At 61.8% G+C, this 25,408-nt stretch carries 6 protein-coding genes (1 of these 6 only partly in view); all 6 read left to right on the forward strand.

Annotated features, from left to right (window positions below):
* On the forward strand, nucleotides 1-19,585 hold the 3' portion of the coding sequence (locus V6X73_RS03480; RefSeq protein ID WP_367958995.1) for an autotransporter-associated beta strand repeat-containing protein. Its footprint begins 12,197 nt before the window's first position; only the last 19,585 of its 31,782 coding nucleotides appear in the window; the start codon falls outside the window, past its left edge; the stop codon is at nucleotides 19,583-19,585.
* Between the two features lie 73 nt (nucleotides 19,586-19,658).
* Complete coding sequence (locus tag V6X73_RS03485; protein ID WP_367958994.1) at nucleotides 19,659-20,384, forward strand: SapC family protein; 726 nt, start codon at nucleotides 19,659-19,661, stop codon at nucleotides 20,382-20,384.
* A gap of 142 nt (nucleotides 20,385-20,526) precedes the next feature.
* A complete protein-coding gene (locus tag V6X73_RS03490) occupies nucleotides 20,527-21,315 on the forward strand; it encodes an energy transducer TonB (protein WP_367991056.1) in 789 nt (262 codons plus the stop codon).
* An 11-nt stretch (nucleotides 21,316-21,326) separates the two neighbouring features.
* A complete protein-coding gene (locus V6X73_RS03495) occupies nucleotides 21,327-21,986 on the forward strand; it encodes a MotA/TolQ/ExbB proton channel family protein (protein ID WP_367972127.1) in 660 nt (219 codons plus the stop codon).
* Complete coding sequence (locus V6X73_RS03500) at nucleotides 21,983-22,396, forward strand: ExbD/TolR family protein (protein ID WP_367958991.1); 414 nt, start codon at nucleotides 21,983-21,985, stop codon at nucleotides 22,394-22,396. Before V6X73_RS03495 ends, V6X73_RS03500 begins: the two co-directional genes overlap by 4 nt.
* Before the next feature lie 81 nt (nucleotides 22,397-22,477).
* Nucleotides 22,478-25,084 (forward strand): ATP-dependent chaperone ClpB, encoded by a 2,607-nt coding sequence (gene clpB / locus V6X73_RS03505; protein ID WP_367959011.1) that lies wholly within the window; start codon nucleotides 22,478-22,480, stop codon nucleotides 25,082-25,084.
* Nucleotides 25,085-25,408 lie beyond the last annotated feature (324 nt).

Genomic DNA, 25,408 nt, shown 5'->3' on the forward strand with positions numbered 1-25,408 from the left:
CACCGGCGAGCTCACCAGCAATGCTGAGCTCACCACCGATGGCACCTTCACCGCCTATGGCCCCCTGACCCTGGGTGATTCCATCACCACCTCGGGCACACAGGACTACAACGGTGATGTCACCATCGCCGGCTCTGCCGTAATGCTCTCGAGCATGGGTAGCGGCAGCACCGGCGGTGCCATGACCTTCACCGGTAACATCGACGGTGCCCAGGCCAATGCCAATGACCTGGTGCTGCTCAGTGGTGATCAGACGATCGACGTGACCGGTGGGGTCGGTAGCACGGTGGCGCTCGATATTTCCGATTTGGGCGGCTCCGCCTCTGGCAACCAAACCGGCAACATCACCATCGACGGTGGCGTGAATGCCACTGAGCTCAAGACCAGTGACACGGACTTCGATCTCGCACTTGCCAGCGATGCCACCAAAGGCGGCAGCGTCAACATCGGTACTGACACCACGCTGAATAACACCGGCACGGTGCAGATCGGTGGTGGGGATTACGGGCAGAACGCTCAGATTAGCGGCAAGCTCGACACCACGGCGGCATCCAAGACCACTTTGGGCGCTAGTGTCACGACCACTGGTACCCAGACCTACGATCAGGTTGAGTTGATGCGGGATGTGGTCCTCAAGACCACTGACAGCACCGTTGATATCAACCAGACGGTGGATTCTGCTGGCCAAGATTCTGACGGTAATGACAAAAGCCATTCCCTGACCGTGCAAACGGGCAGTGGTGATATCAATTTTGATCAGGCCATTGGCGGCACTCAGGCGCTCAACAACATCATCCTGGACAGCACGGGTGCCGTGACCTTTGATGGGGCGGTGACGGCCGCCTCCCTGCGCAGCCAGGGCAGCGCTACGGTGGCCATTAACGGCGGCAGCATCGACACCACCAGCGGCGATCAGACATACGGCGGTGACATCACGCTGGGCGCGGGTACAACACTGACAGCGGCCAATTTGACCGCCGAGGGCATCGCCCTGACCGATTATGACCTCACGGTGGATCTGACCGGCAACAACAGCGAAATTGCCGGCAACATCACCGAGTCGGCCAGCGCGGGCAATACCTTCACCCAGCAGGGCAGCGGCACGCTGACGCTCTCGGGTGACAACGGCTACACCGGGGCCACGGCAATCGATGGCGGCACACTGATTCTGTCCAACGATGACCCGGTCGCGATGACCGCCAGTTCCGGGTTCTCCGGCAACGGCGAGCTGCGCATTCAGCCAGCGGGCGCTGACTTCAACAGCAGCTCCGGCAGCAGTAATGCGCTTGAGACCAGCCTGTTCACCTTCGGCGAGATCAAGGGCGGGTTGGTGCTTGGCCAAGATGGCAAGGCCGCGACCATTGAGATTGACAGTGCGCTGACCCTGGATAACACGCTCGCCGTGTACGCTGGTGATCTGGATATCAATGGCGTGCTGACCATTAACGACGCGACGTCTGGCCCGGCCCACGAGCTGCACCTGCATGCCCGCACTAGCGCGGATCAGTCGGCGGCCATCAATGCCTCCACGCTCGCGCTCTATGGCATTGGTGACTTCACGCTGGATAACGCCAGCAACGTGGTTGATACGCTTGCCGGCGGCTCAGCTGAGAACAAGCTCGGCAGCCTGACCTTTGTGAACAACGGCGCGCTGACCATCGGCGCGATCAACCCCACGGGCATTACCGCTACCGGCGAGATCGACATCAGCACCAAGACCGGTGATCTGATTATTGCCGAGGCCATTACCACCGACAGCGACAGCGCCAACGCCGTGGTGCTGAATGCCGGCAGTGATGTGGATATCTCTGACGGAGATGGATCAACGGCCACCACCAACGATGATGTTCCGGGGGTTGGTGGCGATACCGGTGGCAACGTTCAGATCACTATGGCCAACCCTGATCAGGCCATCAGCATCGGACAGGGCGGCCGAGCGACGGTCTACACGGGATCGGTCAGTATTGCGGATGCCGATAGTCGAGATGTCGTAGAGTCAGGCGACAATGCTGGCGATGGCCTTGTCGAGTGGGGCGCCGGACGCGTCCGGTATGGCAGTGATGAGACCACTAAACGCTTCGGAGCCGGCCTTGGTGGCGGTGTCTATGCCGTTTTCCGTGAGCGCCCCGAGATTGATATCTCGGCTAGTGACCAAGCGATTGTTTACGGGCAGCAGCCCGCGCTCTCCGTGCTGCGGGATGGCGATACAGAACATGGCGATACCCTGACCCAGGCCATTCCGGGCATGGGTAGCGAAATCACTGTCGAAGATGCCAACGGTAACCAGGTTGTGGCTGAGGATAATGGCACCGCGTACTTCGATGTCGGTACCTATGACCTGGTTGTGGCAGAGCAGGCCATCGATTCCTCGGCACTCGGCTACAAGATCAACAGTCAGGCCACAGATGAGGAAGGCAACCCGCGGGTGCTCACGGTGAGCCCGCGTGATCTGCTGCTCAAGGCCAATGACGACGCGAAGTTCAAGGTTGAGATGCCCGAGGGCACGGGCTACACCTACAACGGCGTCGCGGTCTCCGGCATGGCGGACGGTGAGCAGATCATCACCCTCAAAAAAGGCGAGAAATATTTCGATGGCAGCGGTGTTGAGATCACCGCAGCCGGCGGCGAGTCATTCATCATCCCGGAGGGTGACGATCCCGCGAGTATCAATCTGCAAACGAACGCCACGCATCATCACATCGGCACGATGTCGATAACGCGTAATAACGATGGCATCAATAACAACAACCCTGTCACCGGTAATGCGGTAGGCAAGTACGATCTTGAGCTTGATGCTGGAAGCATCACGCTCGATAACTATAACGAGACCTCAGAGGACGGCACTTTCACCGTGGTCGCAGCCAACGAACTGCTGGTGCGCACGGGTACGCTGGACAGCACCTATGGTGACGAGCGCACCTATCGTGATGATGACGCAACCGCTGAGTTCGTCTCGCAGTCGCTCAAATTGGCAAGTGTTGCGGGGATTCAGTCCGGCGATGTTATTGAGCAAACGGACGGCACCAAGACCGCAAAAGGCCTTGTCGTCGAGATCGATACCGGCAACAACACGGTCACCCTCAGTGACGTCTCCGGTCAGCGTGAATTCACGGCGGAAGACGGTACGACCGCTACGACAACAACAATCAAGGATTCGACAGACAGCCTTACGATTAATCAGGTCAATACCTCGATTGTGGGCACGAGGACGCTTTCCGAGGTCGCGGGCACCCCGAACCGGTTCAGCTTCAACGTCGAAGACGGGGGTGAGACCGTCGAATTCGAGATTGCGGCGAATGCTGATGGTGCTGGGAAGCCAGCTTCGCCAGGCGATAACCTCGACGTCGGCATTTACAGCCTGATGTCCAATAATCTCACCGGTGGCGGGCCAGATGTCGTCAGCGCCGTTAACGTCATCGGTAACGTCAAGGTTACCCCGCGGGAACTCACCCTTAGCGCCAGCAAGGTTTACGATGGACTGAATACCGCCACGATTACCTTGGGTAATCTCGCGGATACTGACGAACCGGCCGGTGGAAAGGAGGGGCTCGGCCAGACCGACGTGACGCTCTCAAGTCCCAATGCCGGCAGCAATCGTTATGTGACTGCCCTCACGCTTCAGGATGGAGAGCGCGGCGGAAAGGCTAGCAACTATAAGTTGCCCGCGCTTACGGGGCGGGCGGACGGTGACATCACGAACGGCGGTTCGGTCAACAAGGTGGATATCGCTCGCCGGGCGCTCGCCATTCAGGCCGAGAAGACTTACGACGGCTCTGTCATGGTCAACGCCACCGCGATTGATCTGACGACCGTTAGCGGCAGCGAGAGCAGCACCGGCCTTGCCGCCGGCGAGACGCTGGTCATTGACTCGGCGACGGGCAGTAGCGCCCGCGCGGGTGACGCCCACCATATTAGCGATATCACCTTCTCCGATGGCACCGGGTTGGTGAGTAACTACACAATCCAGGGGCAGGATCTGGCATCAGGGACGGCCGAGACGCTCACCCACGATGCCGATGAGAACAACCTCAAGATCAATAAGCGCGAGTTGGTCATCAGCCTGACCAATAGCGATGTCAGCAAGGTCTACGACGGCACGTCGGCGGCCAAGGTGGGTGATGGTACGAATGCCAACGCCGATTTTGTGCCGCAGTACCTGTTCTCGAATGTGCTCAGCGGGGATAGCTTCACCTTCACCGAGTCCATGCGCTACGAGGATGGCAGCGGTAATGCGGCCTCCAGTGTGAATGCCGCCAGTGAGCTGATGGTGGACTTCAGCAATATCGCCGTGGATGCCACCACCAGCGGCTCTCAGCTCAGCGACTACACCATCAACACCTCGGCTTCAGTGGATGCGCGGATTACACCGCGTCCGGTTTCTGTCGAAGGTGCAGGTGTAACCAAGGTCTATGACGGCACGACAGCCATGACCGGCGACATTTCGGTCTCGCTGGATGCGGTCTCTGGAAAAATCGAGTCCGGTCTACTCAGTGACGAGAGCATTAGTGTGACCGGCGGTGTTGGGGCCTTTGACGCGCCGGATGCCGGTATCAACGTAAGCTATACCCTGGCAGGCACCGCGGATAACCCGCTGGACATCACCGGCAGCAACGGGACCGATATCGATAACTACGATATCCCGGGCAGCATCGGTGCCATCTCGGGCTCAGACGGTGTCATTTACCAGCGTGCGCTGGACATCACCTTCACCGCCGACGACAAGGTCTATGACGGCAATGCCGATGGCACCGTGGCGGTTTCTTTCGATAACGCCAATCTTGATTACGGCATGGTCCAAGGCGATGACCTGCAGATCAATCGCACGGTCACCTTTGACGATAAGAACGTCGGGACCGGTAAGAACGCCACCATTAGCGGCGTCAGCTTGGCGGGTAATGACGCGGGCAACTACCGAATTTCCTTTGACAGCAGCAATGCACTGCACCACGAAGACACTACGACTGGCTCTCCAGATACGGACAACGTCTACTTCAACACCGCATCCACGGCTGACATCACCCGCGCTGAGTCCACGACTTGGTCCGGCGGTGGCGATGGAAACAACTGGTTCGACCCGGATAATTGGGTCGATGGTGTCACGCCGGATAAGGCCAACGTCGCCAGCGTGACGATTGGTGAGGGTGAGACGGTCACGTTTGACGACACGTCGATTTTCGGACTTGCTGAGGCCGGTACGGTCCAGATCGACTCGCTCACCTACACGGATAGCGATGGCGGCACTGATCTGAATGCCAGCCGCCTGAATATGACTAACGGTGCCCTGACTGTTTCGGGTGCCGCCACGCTGGGCGGCCTGCAAACCGCCAGCGGCACCACGCTCGATATTGGTAACACGCTGAGCCTCGACATCGTCTCGAGTGGCAGCAACGGTGTGCTCGCCGGTGACATCACCGGCGCGGGCGATGTCGTGAAAGCCGGCGCCGGCACACTCACGATGAGCGGCACCAACACCTACACGGGCGGCACCACAGTAAATGCCGGTGTGCTCGAGGCCGGCAGCCCCACCACGCGTAGCGCGGGCAGCATTACCGACGGGCCGTTTGGTACTAGCACCGTCACGATCAACGACGGTGCCGCGCTCAACCTTGATGGTAATTCGATCGCCAATGATCTTGCCCTGACCGGCAGCGGCATTAGCAATGGCGGCGCGCTGGTGATTGGCGGCTCGGCGGTCACTCTGGATGGCAATATCGGCCTGGGTGCCATCACCACGATTAACGCCGCCAGCAACCTCAAGCTCAATGGTACGTTGCAGGCGAAAAACGCGGGCACGGCGATGGCGCTGACCTTTGATGGCGCCGGTGATGTGGTCGTCGACGGTGCTCAGTTGATCGAAGCCGACACCACCATCAACAACACCGGCGGAAGTCTCACGTTTGACGGCGCCATCGATGCCGCTGGGGGTGCAAGCAGCAGTGTTCTGACGCTGGATAACGACGGCGGCTTGACGCTGAACGGCACAGTCGGCGGCACGACCGCGCTGAGTGCGCTGGATATCAAACATACCGCGACAATCGATGCCGACATCACTACCGCGGGCAACCAGAGCTACGGTGGCGCCGTCACGATCAATCCGGCCACTGCCAGCTTCCTGGCAACCGCCGGAAACATCACCTTCTCTGACGCCATTAATGCCGGCCCGGCGGATAGCGCGGGTTCCGTGGTGAACATCACCGCCCAGGACGGTGATATCCAGCTTGATGGCAATGTCACCGCGCAGACGCTGAATGTGACCGCCAGTGGCGATCTCACCATGGCCGGCAATGCCGATGCGGACGCCATGACCGCCGATATCGGCGGCAGCAGCTCGACGGTCAGTGGCGCGCTCACACTGGCTAATGGGTTGACCAAAGCGGGCTTGGGCAGCCTCACTTTCACTGCTGATAATAGCGGTACGACGACCGTAGATGTCCTGAAAGGCGGCATTCAATTGGGTGATGGCGGCACGACCGGCTCGTTTGGCACCGGTACGATTAACTTGGCCGGCGCGACTTCTTTCACGGTCAACCGCAGCGATAACGTCACCATCGCCTCGGATCTGCTGGCCACGGGTACAGATCCGGATGGCGCCCTCGCGGGCGGCGCCTTGGTGAAACAGGGTTCCGGCACGCTAACGCTTTCCGGGGCAAACACCTATGCGGATGGGTCCAGTGTTCTTGCGGGCGTGCTCAAGCCGGGCACAGACGGCGCCCTCGGCTCCGGTAATGTCACGGTTCTATCGGGCGCCCAGCTGGACTTGAATGGCAAGGTGATCGCTAACAATCTCGATCTTGCCGGCGCTGGTGTTGATACTAACGATGATGGGACAGTCGATAATGCCGGGGCGTTAAGAAACAGCACAGGCACGGCGACGGTGACGGGTAATGTGTCCCTGGAGCCGGATGCGGTGATCCAGGCCAATGGCGGCATCGTGATCGACGGCGACCTGGCATTGGGCGAGCCCGATGTTGCGTCCCTTCCGGAGCCAAACAATGACCCGAATGCGCCAGAGGGCGAAGAAGATCTCGGAGGTGAGTCCCCGGAAATGCCCACGCGCTCGGCAACGGATCAGACCTTTACGCTGCAGGGCACCGGTGGCGTTTTCGTCAATGGCAATATCGAGCTGCCACGCAACACAATTTTCAACAACGGCGCCGGTGATCTGGTCTTTAACGGCACGATCGATGAGTTTGTCATTGACCCGGCTACCCAGATTGGCCCGGAGCCGACCTCCGAGCTAACCTTCAAAAACAGCGGCGGCGGTACGGTAACGCTGGCTGGTGACGTGGGCAGTAACAAGCGCCTGGATGCACTGACCTTCGAAGGTCCCGCGCAGCTTGGCGCCAGCCAGGGTGCGGTGGGCGTCCATCTCGAAGGCGCCGCCCAGTTTGATGACACCGTGACACTCAAGCACGACGCCACCATTGATTCAGCTACGGCCGGTATCACCTTTGACGGGGTGGTCAGTTCCGATGGCATGGATGATCGCCTGACGCTCATCACGCCACAGGGCGTGACCCAGGGGCCCAGTGGGTCGATTAAGGTAGACGCGCTGGCGTTGAAGGGTGAGACGGACTTCACCCTGACGAATGCCGGTAATGAGATCGGCACCCTTGCCGCTGGCACGGCGGGCAGCCGCGTGGGTGCACTCACGGTGGTGAGCACCGGCGATATGACGATCGGTGCTGTGGATGGGCTTACCGGCATTCAGAGCAGTGGCATGATCGATCTGAAGACCACCGGCGCCAACCTGACGGTGAGCAAGGCCATCGACACACCGAGCGATGCCGAGGTTAGCGGCAGCGGCCCGGCCATTAGCTTGGAGGCCACCAGCAGCGGTGAAGTCCAGCTCGGCGCCGATATCACCTCGGTGGGTGATCAACTCTACACCGGCACCGCCCGGATGGTGGGCGATGCCACGCTGACCGCGGCTGGCACGAACAGCCTGGACGCGAGCATCGAGTTCACCGGTGGCATGCTCAATGACAGTGGTGAGCAGATCCTGACGCTGATCAGTGACGGCGGCATCACCGTGGGTGGCAGCATGGTGGTTGATGCGCTGGCGCTGCAGGGCACCGCGGCGGTCACGCTGGATAACAGCAGTAATGAGATCGGCCGCATCGCCGCCGGCACATCCACCGAACGTCTGAAGAGCCTGAGCGTCGTCAGCACCGGCGCCATGGAAGTCGGGGATATCAACGGCCAGAAGGGCATCTACGTTGACGATGATGTCAGTCTCAAGACCCTTGGCGCCGATCTCACCGTCACGGAGGCCATCGTTGCGGATGGCGTAACAACCATCGATAACAACGGTGATCCCACATACTCCGAGGCGATCGATCTGGAGGCCACGGGTGGTGGCACGATCAGACTGGGCGGCGACCTCACATCGGGTACGGATCTGACCCTGACCGGAGACACGCATCTCATCGAGAACAGCGTGCTGACGGCGAATAACAATCGCATCATCACCTTCACCGGTGGTGACATGACCAACAGAGACGATGCCACGGATGAGCGTCTCACACTGGTGACCGGCGGTTCGGTCGATGCATCGAGCTATGGGCTGGGCGTGGATGCGCTTGCCCTGAAGGGCGCCGGTGACTTCACCCTGACCGACAGCGGCAACGCCATCAGCAAGTTGGCGGCGGGTGTCGCCGGCGACACCACAGCCGATCCGGTTATTGCGGAAGAGCGCATCGGCGAGCTGACGCTGGTTAACGGTGCGGCGATGGAAGTCGCAAGCATTGGCAGCCAGAATGGCGTTCTCGCCAGCGGTGACATCAGCCTGACAGTGAATGGCGCGGACCTCACGGTTAGCCAGGCCATGAACACCACCAGCGAGACCACGCAGGCCAACGACAGCGCCAACGCCATCACCATCGCCAATACCGGTGGCGCCAGCAACATTAACGCGGGCATCACCGCACCGGGTGATATCGCATTCACCGGCACCACCAACATCACCGGTGCAACGGTGGCCACGCAGGCCAATGAGGCCGGTGTTAACAACGCCAACATCACCATCAGTGGCGATGGCGGCACGTTGGAATCGGGTGCCAAGCTCGAGACTGACGAGGGCACCATTGCGCTGGCCGGCGACAGCATCACGGTCACCGACAGTGGCTCAGCGGTTGAGACCACTAGCGGCGCTATCACTGTCTCCGGTGATGGTCTAACCCTGAACAACAGCGCCGAGCTCAAGTCTGACACCGGTGCGGTGACCTTCAGTGGTGCCAATACAACGGTAGCCGGCAGCGCCAAGGTGGAAACGGACAGCAGCGCCATCAGCTTCACCGGCACCGGCGCCACCGTGGAAGGCGGCGCGACGGTCAAGACCACCAGCAGCAACATCACCTTCGCCGGAGATAACGCGGCGATTAAGTCCGGCGTTGAGACCAACAGCGGTGACGTGATCCTCTCTGGCAGCAACACGGCACTGAATGGCGGCACGGTCACGACGGCCAGTGGCGATATCAATGTCACTGGTCCGCTGAACATGACCGGCGATGGCACGCTTGAGGCCACCAGCGGCACGATCGCGATGGATGCGGCGGTGACCAACGCCGGTGGCACCGAGACTCTGACACTGATCACCAGCAACGCGGTCACGCAGGCGAATACCGCCGGCATTAACGTGGATCAGCTCGCCCTGCAGGGCACCGGCACGTTCACCCTGGATGATGCGGATAACCAGATCAGCCGGTTGGCGGCAGGTATTCCGGGTAATGATGCGCCTATCGGAGCCTTGAGCGTGGCGAATGCCGGCATCCTCAAGGTAGGCACCATCGGCAATCAGACCGGCATCCTGTCGACGTCAACGGTGGATCTGTCGGTCGGTGGTAGCGGCGAAATCCAGTTTGATGCGGATATTGAATCCAACGCCAAGCAGACCTACACCGGCGCCATGAAGCTGATGAGCAATATCACGATGGATGCGGGCGCCGCGGACATCGAGTTCGCCGGCAACATGACCAACGCCGGTGGCACCGAACTGCTCAGCCTGGTAACGGATAGCCAGGTGACCCAGTCCGGCACGATCGATGTGGATGCGCTGGCGCTACGCGGCAGCGGTGATTTCATCTTTGACCAGGCTGGCAACCAGATCAGCCGGCTAGCCGCGGGTGTTCCTGAATCAACCGCCGAAACTACGGACGAAAACGGCAACACAGTGACCGTTACAGTGCCTGCCGAGCGTATCGGCCAGCTGACGGTCAACAACACCGGCGCCCTTGAAGTGGGCACCACCGCCGCGGGCACGGGCGATGAGCAAAACGGCATTCTGGCCTTGGGTGATGTCAGTCTGACTGCAGCGGGTGGGGATCTGAAGGTTAACAAGGCCATTGACACCCAGAGCGCCTCGACGACGGCACTGACGCTGGCCGAGACGGGCAGCAGCGGTGCGATTACGCTCAATGCCGATATCACCACGGTGGGCGATCAGACCTACAGCGGTGATCAGAGTGGCAGCCATGATGTGGTCATCGCCGGTGATATCACCCTTGAGACCACGGGGACGGACCGGGATATTGATTTCACGGGCAACACCGCCAGTGCGACCGGTACGCAGACCCTCACGCTGGTGACCGACGGTGCTATGACGCACGCCGGTGCCCTTGAGGTGGACAGGCTCGCGCTGCAGGGCACCGCCAGCTACACCCTTGCCGATACGGGCAACCAGATTGGCCTGCTGGCCGCAGGGGCGGCGGGTGAGCGGATTCCTGAGCTCACACTTGTCAACAGCGCGGCGCTGGAAGTGGGAACCATCGGGGCTCAGAGCGGTATTCTGGCAAGCGGTGACATCAGTCTGACCGTGAACAACGCCGGGCTGACTGTCAGCAAGGCCATCGACACCACCAGCACTAGCACCCAGGCCAACGACAGTGCCAACGCCATCACCATCGCGAATACCGGTGGCAGTGGTGTGAGCGATATCAACGCCGGCATCACCGCGCCGGGCGACATCGAATTCGCCGGTAAGACCAACATCACTGGTGCCACGGTCGAGTCGGCAGAGGCGGGCATCACCATTAGCGGCAGTGGTGGCACGCTCTCGGGCGGCGCCAAGCTCAAGACCGATACGCCTTCGAACGACGCCGACAAGATCGTATTCAGCGGTGACAACATCACCATCTCTGGCGCCACCACGGCTGTCGAGACCACCGATGGCCCCATCACGGTCTCGGGTGATGGCTTCACGCTTGAAAACAACGCAACCGTTCAGTCTTCGTCGGGGGCGGTCAGCATCAACGGTGACAATGCAACGCTCGACAGCGGCGCAACGCTGCAGACCACCAGCAGTGACATCACGATCGCCGGTGATAATGGCTCGATCGAGTCCGCCGTGCAGACCACCGATGGCAATGTCATCCTCTCCGGCAGTGGCATCGGGCTTGACGGCGGCAAGGTGACGACGGCCAGCGGCGGTATCACCCTCACCGGATCGCTCAACATGACCGGCGATGGTGCGCTGGAGGCGACCAGCGGGGCCATTGCCATGAACGGGGCGGTGACCAACGCCACGGGCGGCACCGAGACCCTGACGCTGATCACCGACAATGCCGTCACCCAGACGGATACCACCGGCATCGATGTCGATGCGCTTGCTTTGCAAGGGCCCGGTACGTTCACGCTGGATGATGCGGACAACCAGATCAGCCTCCTGACCGCAGGTAGCAGCACCGAGCGCGTTGCCGCTTTGACGGTCAATAACAGCGGCGCCCTCGAAGTGGAAACCACTGCTGCGACCACGGCCGATGAGCAAAACGGCATTTTCGCGGTGGGCGATGTGAGTATCAGCTCGGCGGGGGGTGATCTGACGGTCAACAAGGCCATTGACACCCAGAGCGCCTCAACGACAGCACTGACGCTGGCTGAGACGGGCAGCAGCGGTGCGATTACGCTCAACGCCAATATCACCACCGTGGGGGATCAGACCTACAGCGGTGATCAGAGCGGCAGCAGTGATGTGGTCATCGCCGGCGACGTCACGCTCGAGACCACGGGGACGGACCGGGATATTGATTTCACTGGCAACACCGCCAGTGCGACCGGTGTGCAGACCCTCACGCTGGTGACCGATGGTGCCATGACGCACACTGGCGCGATTGAGGTGGACGAGCTCGCGCTGCAGGGCACGGCCAGCTTCACCTTGGCCAATGCCGGCAACCAGATCGGCTTGCTGGCGGCTGGCATTGCCAGCGATACGAGCGCGAGTCCGGAAGTTCTCGAAGAGCGCACAAGTGCCATTACCGTCAACAACACCGGTAATATCACGATCGGCAGTATCGGCAGCCAGGACGGGATCCTCGCCGAGGGGCCGGTGGCCTTGGGGACGACCAACGGCGTGCTCGCCATCGAGCAGGCGATCGACACGCAGACGCCCAACACCGGCGGCTCACCGAGTACGCTCAGCCTGAGCGCTTCGGGCAGCGGCGTGATCCAGTTGGCGGCGGATATCGACTCGGACGGCACGCAGACGTACACCGGTGCCAGCAAGCTCATGGCCGATGTGGCGCTGAACGCCGATGATGCGGACATCACCTTCGCCGGTGACATGACCAATGCCGCGGGTGGCATCGAGACGCTGAGCCTGACCTCCAACGGCCAGGTGACCCAGTCGGGCACGCTGGACGTGGACGAGCTCGCGCTGTTCGGCACCGGCGATTTCATCTTTGATCAGGCCGGTAACCAGATCACCAAGCTCTCCGCCGGAACGCCGGAGAGCCAGGAAACCACTGGAGGCACCACGGTTACGCTGCCCGCCCAGCGCATTGGCAAGCTGACGGTGAACAACACCGGCGCCCTTGAGGTGGGGACCACCGCTTCAGGCAGCGCTGACGAGCAAAGTGGCATCGTGGCGGCCGGCGCGGTGAATCTGCAGACCGATGGGGCGGCGCTGACGGTCAGCCAGATCATCGACACCACCGACGACACAACGGGTGCGCTTGCCCTGACGACGAGCAACACTGGTGGAGTGATCGAGCTGGATGCGGATATCACCAGCGTTGGGGATCAGAGCTACAGCGGTGACACCAAGCTTCTGAACAACGTCACGTTGACGGCCACCGGTGCCGGCACCGCCGCAGGCGACATCGGCTTTGCTGGTGGGGACATGTCCAATGCGTCTGGCACCGAGCGCCTGACGCTGGTGAGTGATGGCACGGTCTTGGCCACCGGTGCCATGGTCATCGACGAGCTGGCGCTCCAGGGCACGGCCGACTACAGCTTTGCCAATGCCGACAATCAGATCAGCCTGCTCGCGGCCGGCACGAGTTCGCAGCGTATTGGCGACCTGAGCGTGGCCAACAAAGCGACAGCACTTGAAGTGGGCACCACGGATGCGGGGGGCGCGGACGAGCAGAGCGGCATACTTGCCACTGGAGATGTCAGCATCGCCTCCGCTGGCGCGGATCTTCTGGTCAACCAGGCAATCGACACGCAGAGCGCTACGGCCACCGCCCTCACGCTGACCGAGACCGGCAGCAGCGGCGTGATCACGCTCAATGCCGATATCACCACCGTGGGGAGTCAGACCTACAGCGGTGACCAGGCTGGTGACAGCGATGTCGTTATCACCGGAACCACCCGGAGCACCGAGAATAACGTCACGACGCTGGATGACTACGTCACCCTCGAGGCCACCGGCACTGGCACGACCGATAGCGACATCACGTTCACCGGCAATACCGCCAGTGATAGCAGCAGCCAGGTGTTGATGCTGGTTGCCGATGGGGCGGTGGACCACGGTGGGTCGATGCAGATCGAGTCGCTCGGGCTGGACGGTGGAGCCGACTTCACCTTTGACAACACGGCCAACCAGATCGATCTGCTGGCGGCCGGCGGCGGTGTTAACGGGCGGACCGGTTCAATCACCTTGGCCAATGACGGCACGCTGACCATCGGCTCGGTAGATGCCCTCAGCGGCGTCAACGCCAGCGGCGATGTCAGCCTGACCCTCGCGGATGCGGATCTCACCATCGACAGTGGGGTCACGGTCGGGCTCGCCAGCGGCAGTGATGCGCAGACCCGTTCACTCGGCGTCGATGTGGGCACCGGCAATGTGGTGCTGAGCAATGACGTCACGGTCGATGACGATCTGACGATCAAAGGCAACATGACCGTCTCCGGCGAGGGTCAAAGCGCTGATGATGTCATCAATCGCACGCTTGAGGCCGGTGGCGCGATGGCGCTCAATGGCACGGTCGAGAACGCGACCACGGGCAATCAGGCCCTGACGCTTAGCAGTGACGGGACTGTCACCCAGAGCGCTGCCATGACCCTGGACCGGCTGGCCCTCGCCGGCAGCGGCGATTTCACTTTGGATCAGGCGGGCAATGCGATTGACCTGATCGCAGCCGGAAGCGCGGGCAACCGCATCGGCGCGCTCACGCTCGATAACAGCCAGGCCATCGAGATTGGCAGTGTCGGTACACGCGATGGTATTAACGCGGCCGGCGATCTGAACATCCAGACGCAGACGGGCAACATCACTGTCTCGCAGGTCATCGACACCTCGAGCACGACGGCGAATGCCTTGGTCCTCAATGCCGGCAGCGATCATGTTCATGAGACGGCCTTCGTCGATGGCACCAACACCCTCGGTAGCAATGACAATGTGATGATCGCTGAGGGCGGCGGCATCAACGTCACTGCCGGTCGCGGTGTCATCTACACCGGCAGCATTGCCGGCAGCAGCGGTCTGGTTGAAACGCAAGCCGGCGCCGCTGACGGCGTGATGGCGCAGGGCACTGGCCGCTTCCGCTACAACGCCGATGAGACGGCCGACTTCACCGACGCGACGACCTGGACGGCGCTCGAGGCCACCGGTCTGAACGCGGTGTACCGCGAGCAGCCGCTGCTTGAGGTGACTGCCAATGGCAACATCATCACCTACAGCGACGCGCTGCCGGACGCCGGGGATAGCAACGACTACGGCTCGACCGTGATCGGCCTGCAGAACGGCGATACCACGGACGATATTGAAGGCTTTGATGACATCGAGTGGACCACGCCGTCGCTGATCACCGAGGACAACCCCGAGGGCGTCATCCCGGTCTCCAGCGCGGGCTTTGAAGCCGCCGGCACCTATGAGCTGGACGTCGCCGAAGCGATTGCCAACAAGCTCGGTTACGCCACGGAAGTGGGCGGTGAACTGACCATCAACCCCAAAACCGTGACGCTCACCAGCACCCTTAAGGCCACGAGTCGCGAGTACGACGGCACCACCAAGGCACTCTTTACTGGCAAGGTCGAGATCCCGGGTACCGTGGAACTGGCCGAGGCCAACAGCGGTGATGGCCTGATCCTGGCGCTGGATGAGGTGACCGCTACCCCCCCGGCGGATATCACCGGTGCCTTTTCAAGCAAGGATGTAGACGAAGACAATCGGGTTGACTTTGGCAACCTGCTGCAGGGCGATGATGCCGCTAACTACACTTACAACGTCTTCGATGCCGAGGCCGAGATCACCCCGCGCACCCTCGAGGTGTCGGCCGAGAAGGTCTACGACGGCAACACCGACCTTGATGGCTACGTGACCCTGCGCACCGGTGTTGCCGGCGAGGTCATCGACTACGAAAACGCCGAGGCTTCGTTCGCCAATGTGATCACCGAGGTGAATGGTGAGGTGCAGCCTAACTTTCTCCTCAACATCGATCTCAAGGCGGTGGATGCCGGTGCGCTGGGTGATGGTGAAGTCGCGGCAGCGTTGAACAACTACCGCCTACCAGCCGACGAGAACGGGACTTTTGATGCCGATAGCGCTCCGGTGACGATTACGCCGAAGACTCTGACGGTGGCGCTCAATGACACCAATGTCACCAAGGTTTATGACGGCAGTGATGCCGCACCCACCGGGTTTGCGCCATCGCTCACGATCACCGATGGCTTACTGACTGGTGACAGCCTGACTAACGATGCACTGGCCTCGCTCGGCTTCACCGTTGACAGCGGCCAGGCGTTTTTCAACAGCAAGAACGTGCTTCAGGCCGACACGCTCACGGTCGAGGGCCTGACGCTTTCTGAAATCGACAGCGATAACGGCTCGATGGTCACCGACTATCAGCTCAACACCGACACGCTCACGCTCACCGATGGTGCAGACAGTGGCAACGTGACGGTCTCCGTTGATCCACGGCCGATCCAGTCGATTGAGGTCACCAAGACCTATGACGGCTCCACGCTGCTGTTCGAGACCAAGGAGCTTGCCTTTAATAACATTGTTGAGGGTGAGTCTTTCGACTCCTCGCGCGGAGAAGCGGCGTTCGCCAATGTCACCGCTGCGAATAACTACATCGAAACGATCACCTTGAAGGATGGCAAGGGCGGTCTGCTGAGCAACTACAGCCTCCCGGGCAACAAGACCGTGAACTCGGGGAGCCAGTCGGTGACGCTGAGCTTTGGCTCGCTGCAGATGGACGGTGGCAACCCGGTCAACCCGGTGACCATCGACCAGCGCCTGCTCACGATCCGCGCCGCGGATGACGCCAAACTCGAAGGTCAGCTGGATCCGGCGACCTACGGTGGGGTGTTCTACAACGGCTTTGTGACCGGTGAAGGCGAAGGTGATCTGAGCACCTTGCCCACCATCACCCGTGTAGCCGCTGACGGCAGTAACACCCCTGAGGAAGCCGTCGGCGTCTACGAAGATGTGCTGCAGGTCTCCGGCGCGGCGGCAGATAACTACCGGATCGAATACGAGACGGGTGACTACGAGATCCTCGGCCCGGACGTTCTTTTGCTGCGCACCGAAATCTCCGCGCAGCAGGAATACGGCGGCCAGGCGGTTTATGACTACCAGTCGGCGCAGTATCTCGACGATGCCGGCAATGTGCAGACCATCGAGGCGGGCGAGTTCGTTCTAAACAACAACGCGGTCACCCTGCGAGACAACTCCGCAGGCACGGGTGTCGCCTTCACGCTGGGCGCCTCCGAGCAGACGGCGAAGTTCAGCAGCTCGGGCAACCTGGCGGTGGGCGGCTACAACATCGCCGCGCGCGACTTCCAGGCGGTGGATGACCTGGAGATCTTTGACGACATTCGCGTAAAGGGTGCGCTGACGGTAACGCCAATCCAGCTCAACGTGCCCGCTGACTTTGATTTCGGAGTCACCGAAAAAGTCTACGACGGCAACACGACCATCAATGACCTGGCGGTGGAGAATCAGCCCACCGAGATTATTGCCGATGACGATGCCGCGCTCAGTGGGCTGGGCAGCTACGCCACGCGCCACGTGGGTGATAACAAGCGGGTGGATCTCACGCTGGGGCTGAGCGGGCCTGATGCGGGTAACTACACCCTCGGGGCTCAGCAGTTCAGTAACAATCAGGGCAAGATCACCCAGCGGGCATCGGTGGAGTGGGTCGGCGCCGATGAGGGCCTGTGGTCCAACTCATTGAACTGGGCGGATGGCGCGACGCCCGATAACAGCCCGGAGATGATCGACCCGGCCACGGGTGAGGCGATGCCCAACGTCGCCCAGGTGATCCTGCCGGAAGGCTCCGTGAGCCGCTATGACCGCGGCAACTTTGGCGACACCCACTCCGGTCTTCAGATCGACGGTACGCTCAAGCTCGACTCGGATGTGGCGGATCTAGACTTCGATAACAGCCTCACCGGTGGCGGGCGCCTGGAGCAGGTCAGTGATCAGACGTTGACGCTGTCGGTGGCCAATGAGGGCTTCAGCGGTACCGTCGATGCCGGAAGTGGCACCGTCAAGGTCACCGACGCCAACGCCCTGGGCACCGCACCGGTGGTTGAGGGCAATGGCGGCACCCTTGAGTTCGCGATCAGTGGGCAGAACGGCGAGCCCGCACCGAAACTCGCGAGCCTGATCACCCGCGGGACGCTGAACATCGCAAGCGATGTGCATACGATCGGGGATCAGACCCATGATGCGAAGCTGATCCTCGCGACCGGTGAGGTCGGCGGGACTGGTTATGACCCCATCACCAGCGATGGGGAGACGTTCATCGTCCAGCAGGATGCTGAAGGCAATGACAAGGTCTATCGCCACGTTCGCGGTGTTGCTGGCGAGAAGCTTTTTGTCCACGAGGTGATTGTCGCCGAACCGGTGACCGACGAGGACGCGGCTGAGGGCGATGGCGATTCACCGCAGCCGCAGCCGGAGACGGAGCCGGAGGCGGGGACGCAGACGGAGATTCTGCGGCCGCTCTACACGCTTTCAGAAAGTGGCGAAATCGTCGCCGACACGGCTGGTGAGGCTGAGCGGGTTGTAGCCGTGCGTGAGCCCCAAACACAGGAGCCGGCGACGGATGCCGAGGAAAATGGCGAAGGTGGCGAAGCGCAGGAGCCGGCGCAGTCACTTGCGCAGAATCTCGCTGAGCTCGAGGATCTGGGGCAGACGCTGCGGCGTTACGTGTTTGATGACACGCAGGATAAGTACCTCAGGCTTGAGCCGATCGAGTTCACGGCGGAGACCGCGGATGCCGAGCTCGCCTTCAATGGCGGCATCTCCGGCGGCACAAACGCCAAGTCCACGAAACGCTCCGTTCTTATTGATGCGGGGACCGGCACGGTCACCATCGACGGTCAGGTCGGTCAGGACGTCCGCGCTGAGAAGGCCATGGATGCCGATCTGCGCGAGGGGAGCAGCCGGATCGCCTGGAGCGCCTTCGATCAGCAGGACACGAGCGTGTATCGCCTCGAGGTGGTCGGCGAGCAGATCAACCTCAATGGCGATGTCACGACCTTTGAGGAGCAGATCTACCGCGGCGCGATGCAGGTGGGCTCGGGCACCGATCGCAACCCCATGCGTCTGCTGGTCTCTGTGGATCCGGCGGTGCGCTTCACCGGCACCATTGATGACGCTGTGGCCGGCGGTCGTGTCCACAGTCTTGCAAGCTACGCCCTCTCGACGGTGGAGCGGGGCTCTGAAGGCTTTGTCCGACCGGAAATCGAATTCGAGGGCAGCATCGGCGAGACCAATCCGCTGCTGCATTTCACGGCCGAGACCGGGATGCAGAGTACGAAGCGTCAGGTGGCGAGCATCGTCGAGCGTGACACCCGCGCTGACCGCGATCGGTTCCCAGGCGAGGTCAGCTTCGGTGAGAATGTCGGGGTGATTAACACCGGTGGCGATCAGGTTGTCTATGGCTGGGATATTGTTTTTGATGCCAACACCACCCGACTTGCCGATGGCGAGACCGAATATCGCATGGGCCAGACGCTCAACGAGGATGGTGAACTGATCCCGCGCGGCCTCGGCGGTGAGGGAACGCCGCCCCCGCCGGGTGACTTGACGGTGCCGACCGCACCTATTCCGCCAGTTGTGAGTGCCCCGCCGGTGGTGACAGGTGACATCGGCTTCGCACCGCCGTCGTTTGGCGCCGAAGATACCCCGGCAGGTGTCGACTTTGAGATGGAGCTGCTGCGTGAGGCGCTGGAGCGCATCCAGGGGGCGACGCCCAACGACAGCCCGCTGCAGCCACCAGGCAGCGGTCCGACCGGCTTGCTGACCGCTAGCGTGCAGGTCGGGGAGATCGCCACCGAGGGTGGTGGCAGCGGCGGTGCTGATGTGGATGAGTGCGTCGAAGAGGACGACGAGGACTGCGAAGAACGGTAAACTGACAATGCTGCCAGGATCGACAGAGTCCAGCGTTAATTAACAATGAACACGATGAAAGGAAAAAACGGGAATGGCTGAACTGCTTTTCTACAACGAGCCGGTTGCACTGAACCGCGAAGAACACAAGACCATGAAGGTCAGCGCGCCGAAGGATTTCGGCTTTACGCGTGAGACCAACTCGGTGGTTCTCACCGGTATAGAGTTTGCGAAAGCTTGTCGGCATTTCCCGATCGTTTTCACGCGTAACGCCGACCAGGTTATCCCGGTGGCGGTGCTCGGTATGCGGGATAACGAGAACCTCTTCGTCGACAGTGAAGGGCAGTGGCAGGCGAATTACATCCCCGCCTACATCCGCCGCTACCCGTTTGTCCTCGCGAACCGGGGCGAGGATCAGGATCAGTTCCTGATCTGCGTGGAAAACTCCGCGCTGCGCAAGCGCGGCGGCGAGGCGCTTTTTACCAAGGACGGCGAGGAGACCGAGTATCTGGAGAACGCCACGCGTTTCATGCAGGAATATCACCAGAGCTTCCTGCGGACGGTGGAATTTGGCAGAAAGCTCGACGAGCTGGGGCTTTTCCAGGAGATGAATGCACGGGTGACCCGGGATGATGACTCATCGGTGGTGCTCGGGCAGTTCCTGAGCGTCAACGAAGATGCGCTGATGAAGCTGCCGGCGGCCGCCGCCGACGAGCTTTTCCGCGCCGGGTATCTGGGCTGGATCTACGCGCATTTGATCTCCATGGACCTCTTCCCTGAGCTCGCCCGGTTGATGGGCAAGGACGAAGAGACGGCGTAAGGCGCTGTCTCAGGTGACCGCCGTGGGAGGGCGGTCACCTGACGGATAACCGAGCGGGCACCGGGTGCAGCAAGAGCGTCTCACGGACAGACGGCCCTCACTGGCCTCACTACCGCGCTGGGTGATCGGTGTGGTGGCCGTTATGGTGGTTTCCGTCCATGTCGTCGGTGTCGTCTGGTTCAGCCGGCTCGGTCTGGCAGATCCGGAGGATTTCGAGCCTGCGGAAGTGACCGTGGAGCTGGTTGCCAGCCAAAGCCTGGCGGTGCCAACGGATGCGCCGGTCGAAGAGCCGGTGGAAGAGGTGATCGAAGAGCCGGTGGAGGAACCGGTTGAGGAGCCGGAGCCGGAGCCGGTACCGGAGCCTGAGCCCGTACCGGAACCCGAACCCGAGCCCGTACCGGAACCCGAACCCGAGCCGGAACCTGAGCCCGAGCCCGAGCCGATCCCCGAACCCGAGCCCGTCCCTGAGCCGGAACCTGAGCCCGAGCCCGAGCCCGAGCCGATCCCCGAGCCCGAGCCCGAGCCGGAACCCGAACCTGTACCGGAACCCGAGCGCGAACCACAGCCGGAACCGGCCCCGGAGCCAAAGCCGGAACCGGTGCCCGAGACGGTCCCGGAGGCCGCGCCTTCCGAGAGTTTTTCGCTGCCCACCGAGGGAGCGACCGAATCGGCAGAGGGCTTGGATAATCCCGTACCACCGTATCCGCCTGAGGCCTATTTTGATCAGTTGACCGGCACGGTGCTGCTGCGGGTGCGGGTGAACGCCGAAGGCGGTGTGGACGCCGTCGAAGTCAAGCAATCAAGCGGTCATGACATCCTCGATGACTCAGCGACCACCACCGTCATAGACTGGGAGTTCAAGCCTGCGCTCGAAAATGGGACGGCGGTGGCGCAGTGGGTCGAGGTGCCCATCACTTTTGAACTGGAGTAGCGGGGGCAAGAATGGAATCGGATCTGGTTTTTAACCTGACATCTTATACTTTGCTGGCCATGTCGGCACTCACCTGGACCATCGCCATCGCGAAGGTGTTGCAGTTGCGTCTGGCGCGTAGCCGGGCGCGGATGCTCGAGCGCTCGTTTGACGCGTCCATGGACTGGTCGGCGTTCAAGGAAATCGGCCGTGGGCGGGATGCCGGCGATGCGGTCTATCTCACCGATCGCATCAAGCAGGTCTGCAGCGACTATGCCGGCCCGGACCATGCCAGTTACAGCTTTGAGCAGCTCCGTGCCATGCTCGCAGCCGAGACCCAGCGCAAGCTCGGCACCGTCGCCCGACACAAGGAAAGCTGGCTCAATGCGCTCGCGAGCATCAGCGCCACGGCGCCATTCCTTGGCCTGTTCGGCACGGTCTGGGGCATCATGAAAGCGCTTGAGACCATTGGCGAGACCGGCGCGGCTAACATCACCGTGGTGGCCGCCCCCATCGGCGGCGCCCTGGTGACAACGGCCGTGGGCATTGTCACCGCGATTCCGGCGGTGGTCTTCTACAACGTTATCAATCGCATGGTTCGTCAGCACGTCGGCCGTCTTGAGAACTTTTCCGAGGGGCTCCTGCGCTACGTGCTGCACCATCGCCCGCACTGGCAGGAGATCGACCGATGAACTACGGCGATTCTCAGAACCAATCCATCGCGGATATGAATGTCACGCCCATGATCGATGTGATGTTCGTGCTGCTGGTCCTCTTTCTGGTCTCGATTCCCCTGATGGTGCCTCAGACCATGGGGGTGGATCTGCCGGACACCCAGCCCCACAATGCCGCCGAGGCCGACGATGAGCCCTATCGCCTGGCCATCCGCGCTGATGGGGTCATCGAGCTGGATGACGAGGAAATCAGCGAAGACGCCCTCCTGGAACGCTTTGAGTCGATCGCCGATGAGGAAGGGGCTCGGGTCCTTCTGGAAGCGGATAAGAACGTCACCTATGAGCGCATCGCCACACTCATGGTCGACGCCCAGGTGGCGGGTGTGGCGCAGCTGGGGTTTCTGACCGAGGCCGAGTCCAACCGCTAGGGGGATTGCAAACCCCGCAATCGCCCCCATATCCCTTGGTAAGCGAACGTATCGATTACCGAAGGAGTCCGTCCCATGCGAATGGACAAGTTAACCACCAAGTTCCAGATGGCACTCGCTGAGGCCCAGTCACTGGCGCTTGGCCGTGACCATCAAATGATCGAACCCGAGCATCTGGTGCTGGCCATGCTTGATCAGGAAGGTGGCGGTGTCCGTCATCTGTTGCAGCAGGCCGGCGTCAACGTCAATCTGCTGCGCTCGCAGCTGGGCGACGCGGTGGATCGTCTGCCCACGGTGCAGGGCACCGCCGGCGAGGTACATGTCAGTAATGACCTCAACCGCTTGCTCAATCTCACCGACAAGCTCGCCCAAAAGCGCGGCGACAGCTACGTCTCCAGCGAGCTTTTCCTGCTCGCGGCGGTGGATGAGGGCAAAAGCAAGGCCGGTGAGGCGCTCAAGCATGCCGGCGCCACCAAGGAGGCGCTGGAGAAGGCCATCGAGGCCACCCGGGGCGGCGAGAACATCGATGATCCCAACGCCGAGGATCAGCGCCAGGCGCTCGAGAAATACACCATCGATCTGACCGAGCGGGCCGAGCAGGGCAAGCTTGACCCGGTGATCGGCCGCGATGAAGAGATCCGGCGCACGATCCAGGTCCTGCAGCGCCGCACCAAGAACAACCCGGTGCTCATTGGCGAGCCGGGGGTGGGCAAGACCGCCATTGTCGAGGGCCTGGCCCTTCGCATCGTCAACCACGAGGTGCCCGAGGCGCTCAAGGAAAAACGTGTGCTCTCGCTCGACATGGGGGCCATGGTCGCCGGGGCCAAATACCGCGGCGAGTTCGAAGAGCGCATGAAGGGCGTGCTCAAGGATCTGGCCAAGCAGGAAGGCGAGATCATCCTTTTCATCGACGAGATCCACACCATCGTCGGCGCCGGTAAGGCCGAGGGCTCGATGGATGCCGGCAATATGTTAAAGCCTGCGCTGGCGCGCGGTGAGTTGCATTGTATCGGCGCGACCACCCTGGATGAGTACCGCACCAACATTGAAAAGGACGCCGCCCTTGAGCGGCGGTTTCAAAAGGTGCTGGTGGATGAGCCCAGTGTGGAAGACACGGTGGCGATCCTGCGCGGGCTCAAGGAGCGCTATGAGGTCCATCATGGTGTGGAGATCACCGACCCGGCGATCGTCTCGGCGGCGACGCTCTCGCAGCGCTATATCACCGATCGGAAGCTGCCGGACAAGGCCATCGATCTGATCGACGAGGCCGCTAGTCGGATTCGCATCGAGATCGACTCCAAGCCCGAGGCGATGGATCGGCTCGAGCGCCGGCTGATTCAGCTCAAGATCGAGCGCGAGGCGCTCAACAAGGAAGAGGATGAGGCCTCGAAAAAGCGGCTCGCCACGCTAGAGGGCGAGATCGCCGAGATCGAGCGCGAGTACAACGAGATGGAGTCGGTGTGGAATGCCGAGAAATCGGCGGTGCAGGGGGCGACCGGTCTCAAGGAGGCGCTGGAGCAGGCCCGACAGGAGCTCGAGACGGCCCGTCGTGCCGGGGACCTGACCCGGATGTCCGAGTTGCAGTACGGGCGAATCCCTGAGCTTGAGCAGCAGCTCGACGCCGCCACCCAGGCCGAGGACAAGCAGGAAATGCAGCTTTTGCGCAACTCGGTCACCGACGAGGAGGTGGCTGAGGTGGTGTCCAAGTGGACCGGGATTCCGGTGTCGAAGATGCTCGAGGGCGAGCGCGACAAGCTGCTGCGCATGGAAGCGGCGCTAGGGGATCGGGTGATTGGCCAGACCGAGGCGGTCGAGGCGGTATCCAACGCCATCCGCCGCTCGCGGGCCGGGTTGTCGGATCCTAATCGCCCGAACGGCTCATTTTTGTTCCTCGGCCCCACGGGCGTGGGCAAGACAGAGCTGTGCAAGGCCCTTGCCACCTTCCTCTTCGACACCGAAGAGGCGATGGTGCGCATCGATATGTCGGAGTTCATGGAAAAGCACGCCGTCGCCCGGCTGATCGGTGCCCCACCGGGGTATGTGGGTTATGAAGAGGGCGGTTATCTGACCGAAGCCGTCCGACGCAAACCCTACTCGGTGCTGTTGCTCGACGAGGTGGAAAAGGCTCATGCGGATGTGTTCAACATCCTGTTGCAGGTGCTCGATGACGGCCGCTTGACCGACAGCCACGGCCGTACCGTGGATTTTCGCAACACGGTGATCGTGATGACCTCGAATCTGGGCTCGCATCTCATCCAGGAGCATGCCGGCGAGGCGCAGTACCAAGAGATGAAGCAAGAGGTGATGGGCGTGGTCAGCCAGCACTTCCGGCCCGAGTTCATCAACCGGGTGGATGATGTGGTGGTGTTCCATCCTCTGGAGCAGGCAGAGATTCGCCGGATCACCGAGATCCAGGTGCGCTACCTCTCCGAGCGGCTGCGGGAGCGGGAGATGGCCCTTGAGCTTAGCGACGCGGCGCTGGATGCCATTGGTGAGGCGGGCTTTGATCCGATCTACGGGGCGCGCCCGCTCAAGCGAGTGTTGCAGCAGCGGGTCGAGAATGTGCTGGCTCAGCGGATTCTCAGCGGCGAGTTCAGCGCCGGTGATCGTGTTCGGGTCGACGCCGTGGGCGAAGGCGACGCGCGGGAGTTGCGCTTCGAGCGCATCAGCGAGCCGGCGGTGGCCTAACGGTCTGGACCTGGTGGCGATTGGGGCGGGCTGGCGGTTGGCGGCTCGCGGGACGCTACCGTGTCGGGTTCCGGCGCCTAGGTGGTGTGGGATGCCCGGAGACCCGATGGTAGCGGCTGCGCGCGGCTCGAGCGACCCAGTAGCGGGCGACCGAGGGCTCGACGCTAGCAGCTGCCAGGGTCTAAGGCGGTGGCACTCGGACTCGCCTCAAAGGGCCCCTACGCGATATGTAGCTTGTGGTGCGGCTGCGTTGTCACGCCTTTGCCGCGTCGTCTGCACACGCTTGAAACACGCGATTGATGCACATCGTAATACCCCGGCCTC

Source organism: Spiribacter pallidus (assembly GCF_040838495.1).
GTDB lineage: Bacteria > Pseudomonadota > Gammaproteobacteria > Nitrococcales > Nitrococcaceae > Spiribacter > Spiribacter pallidus.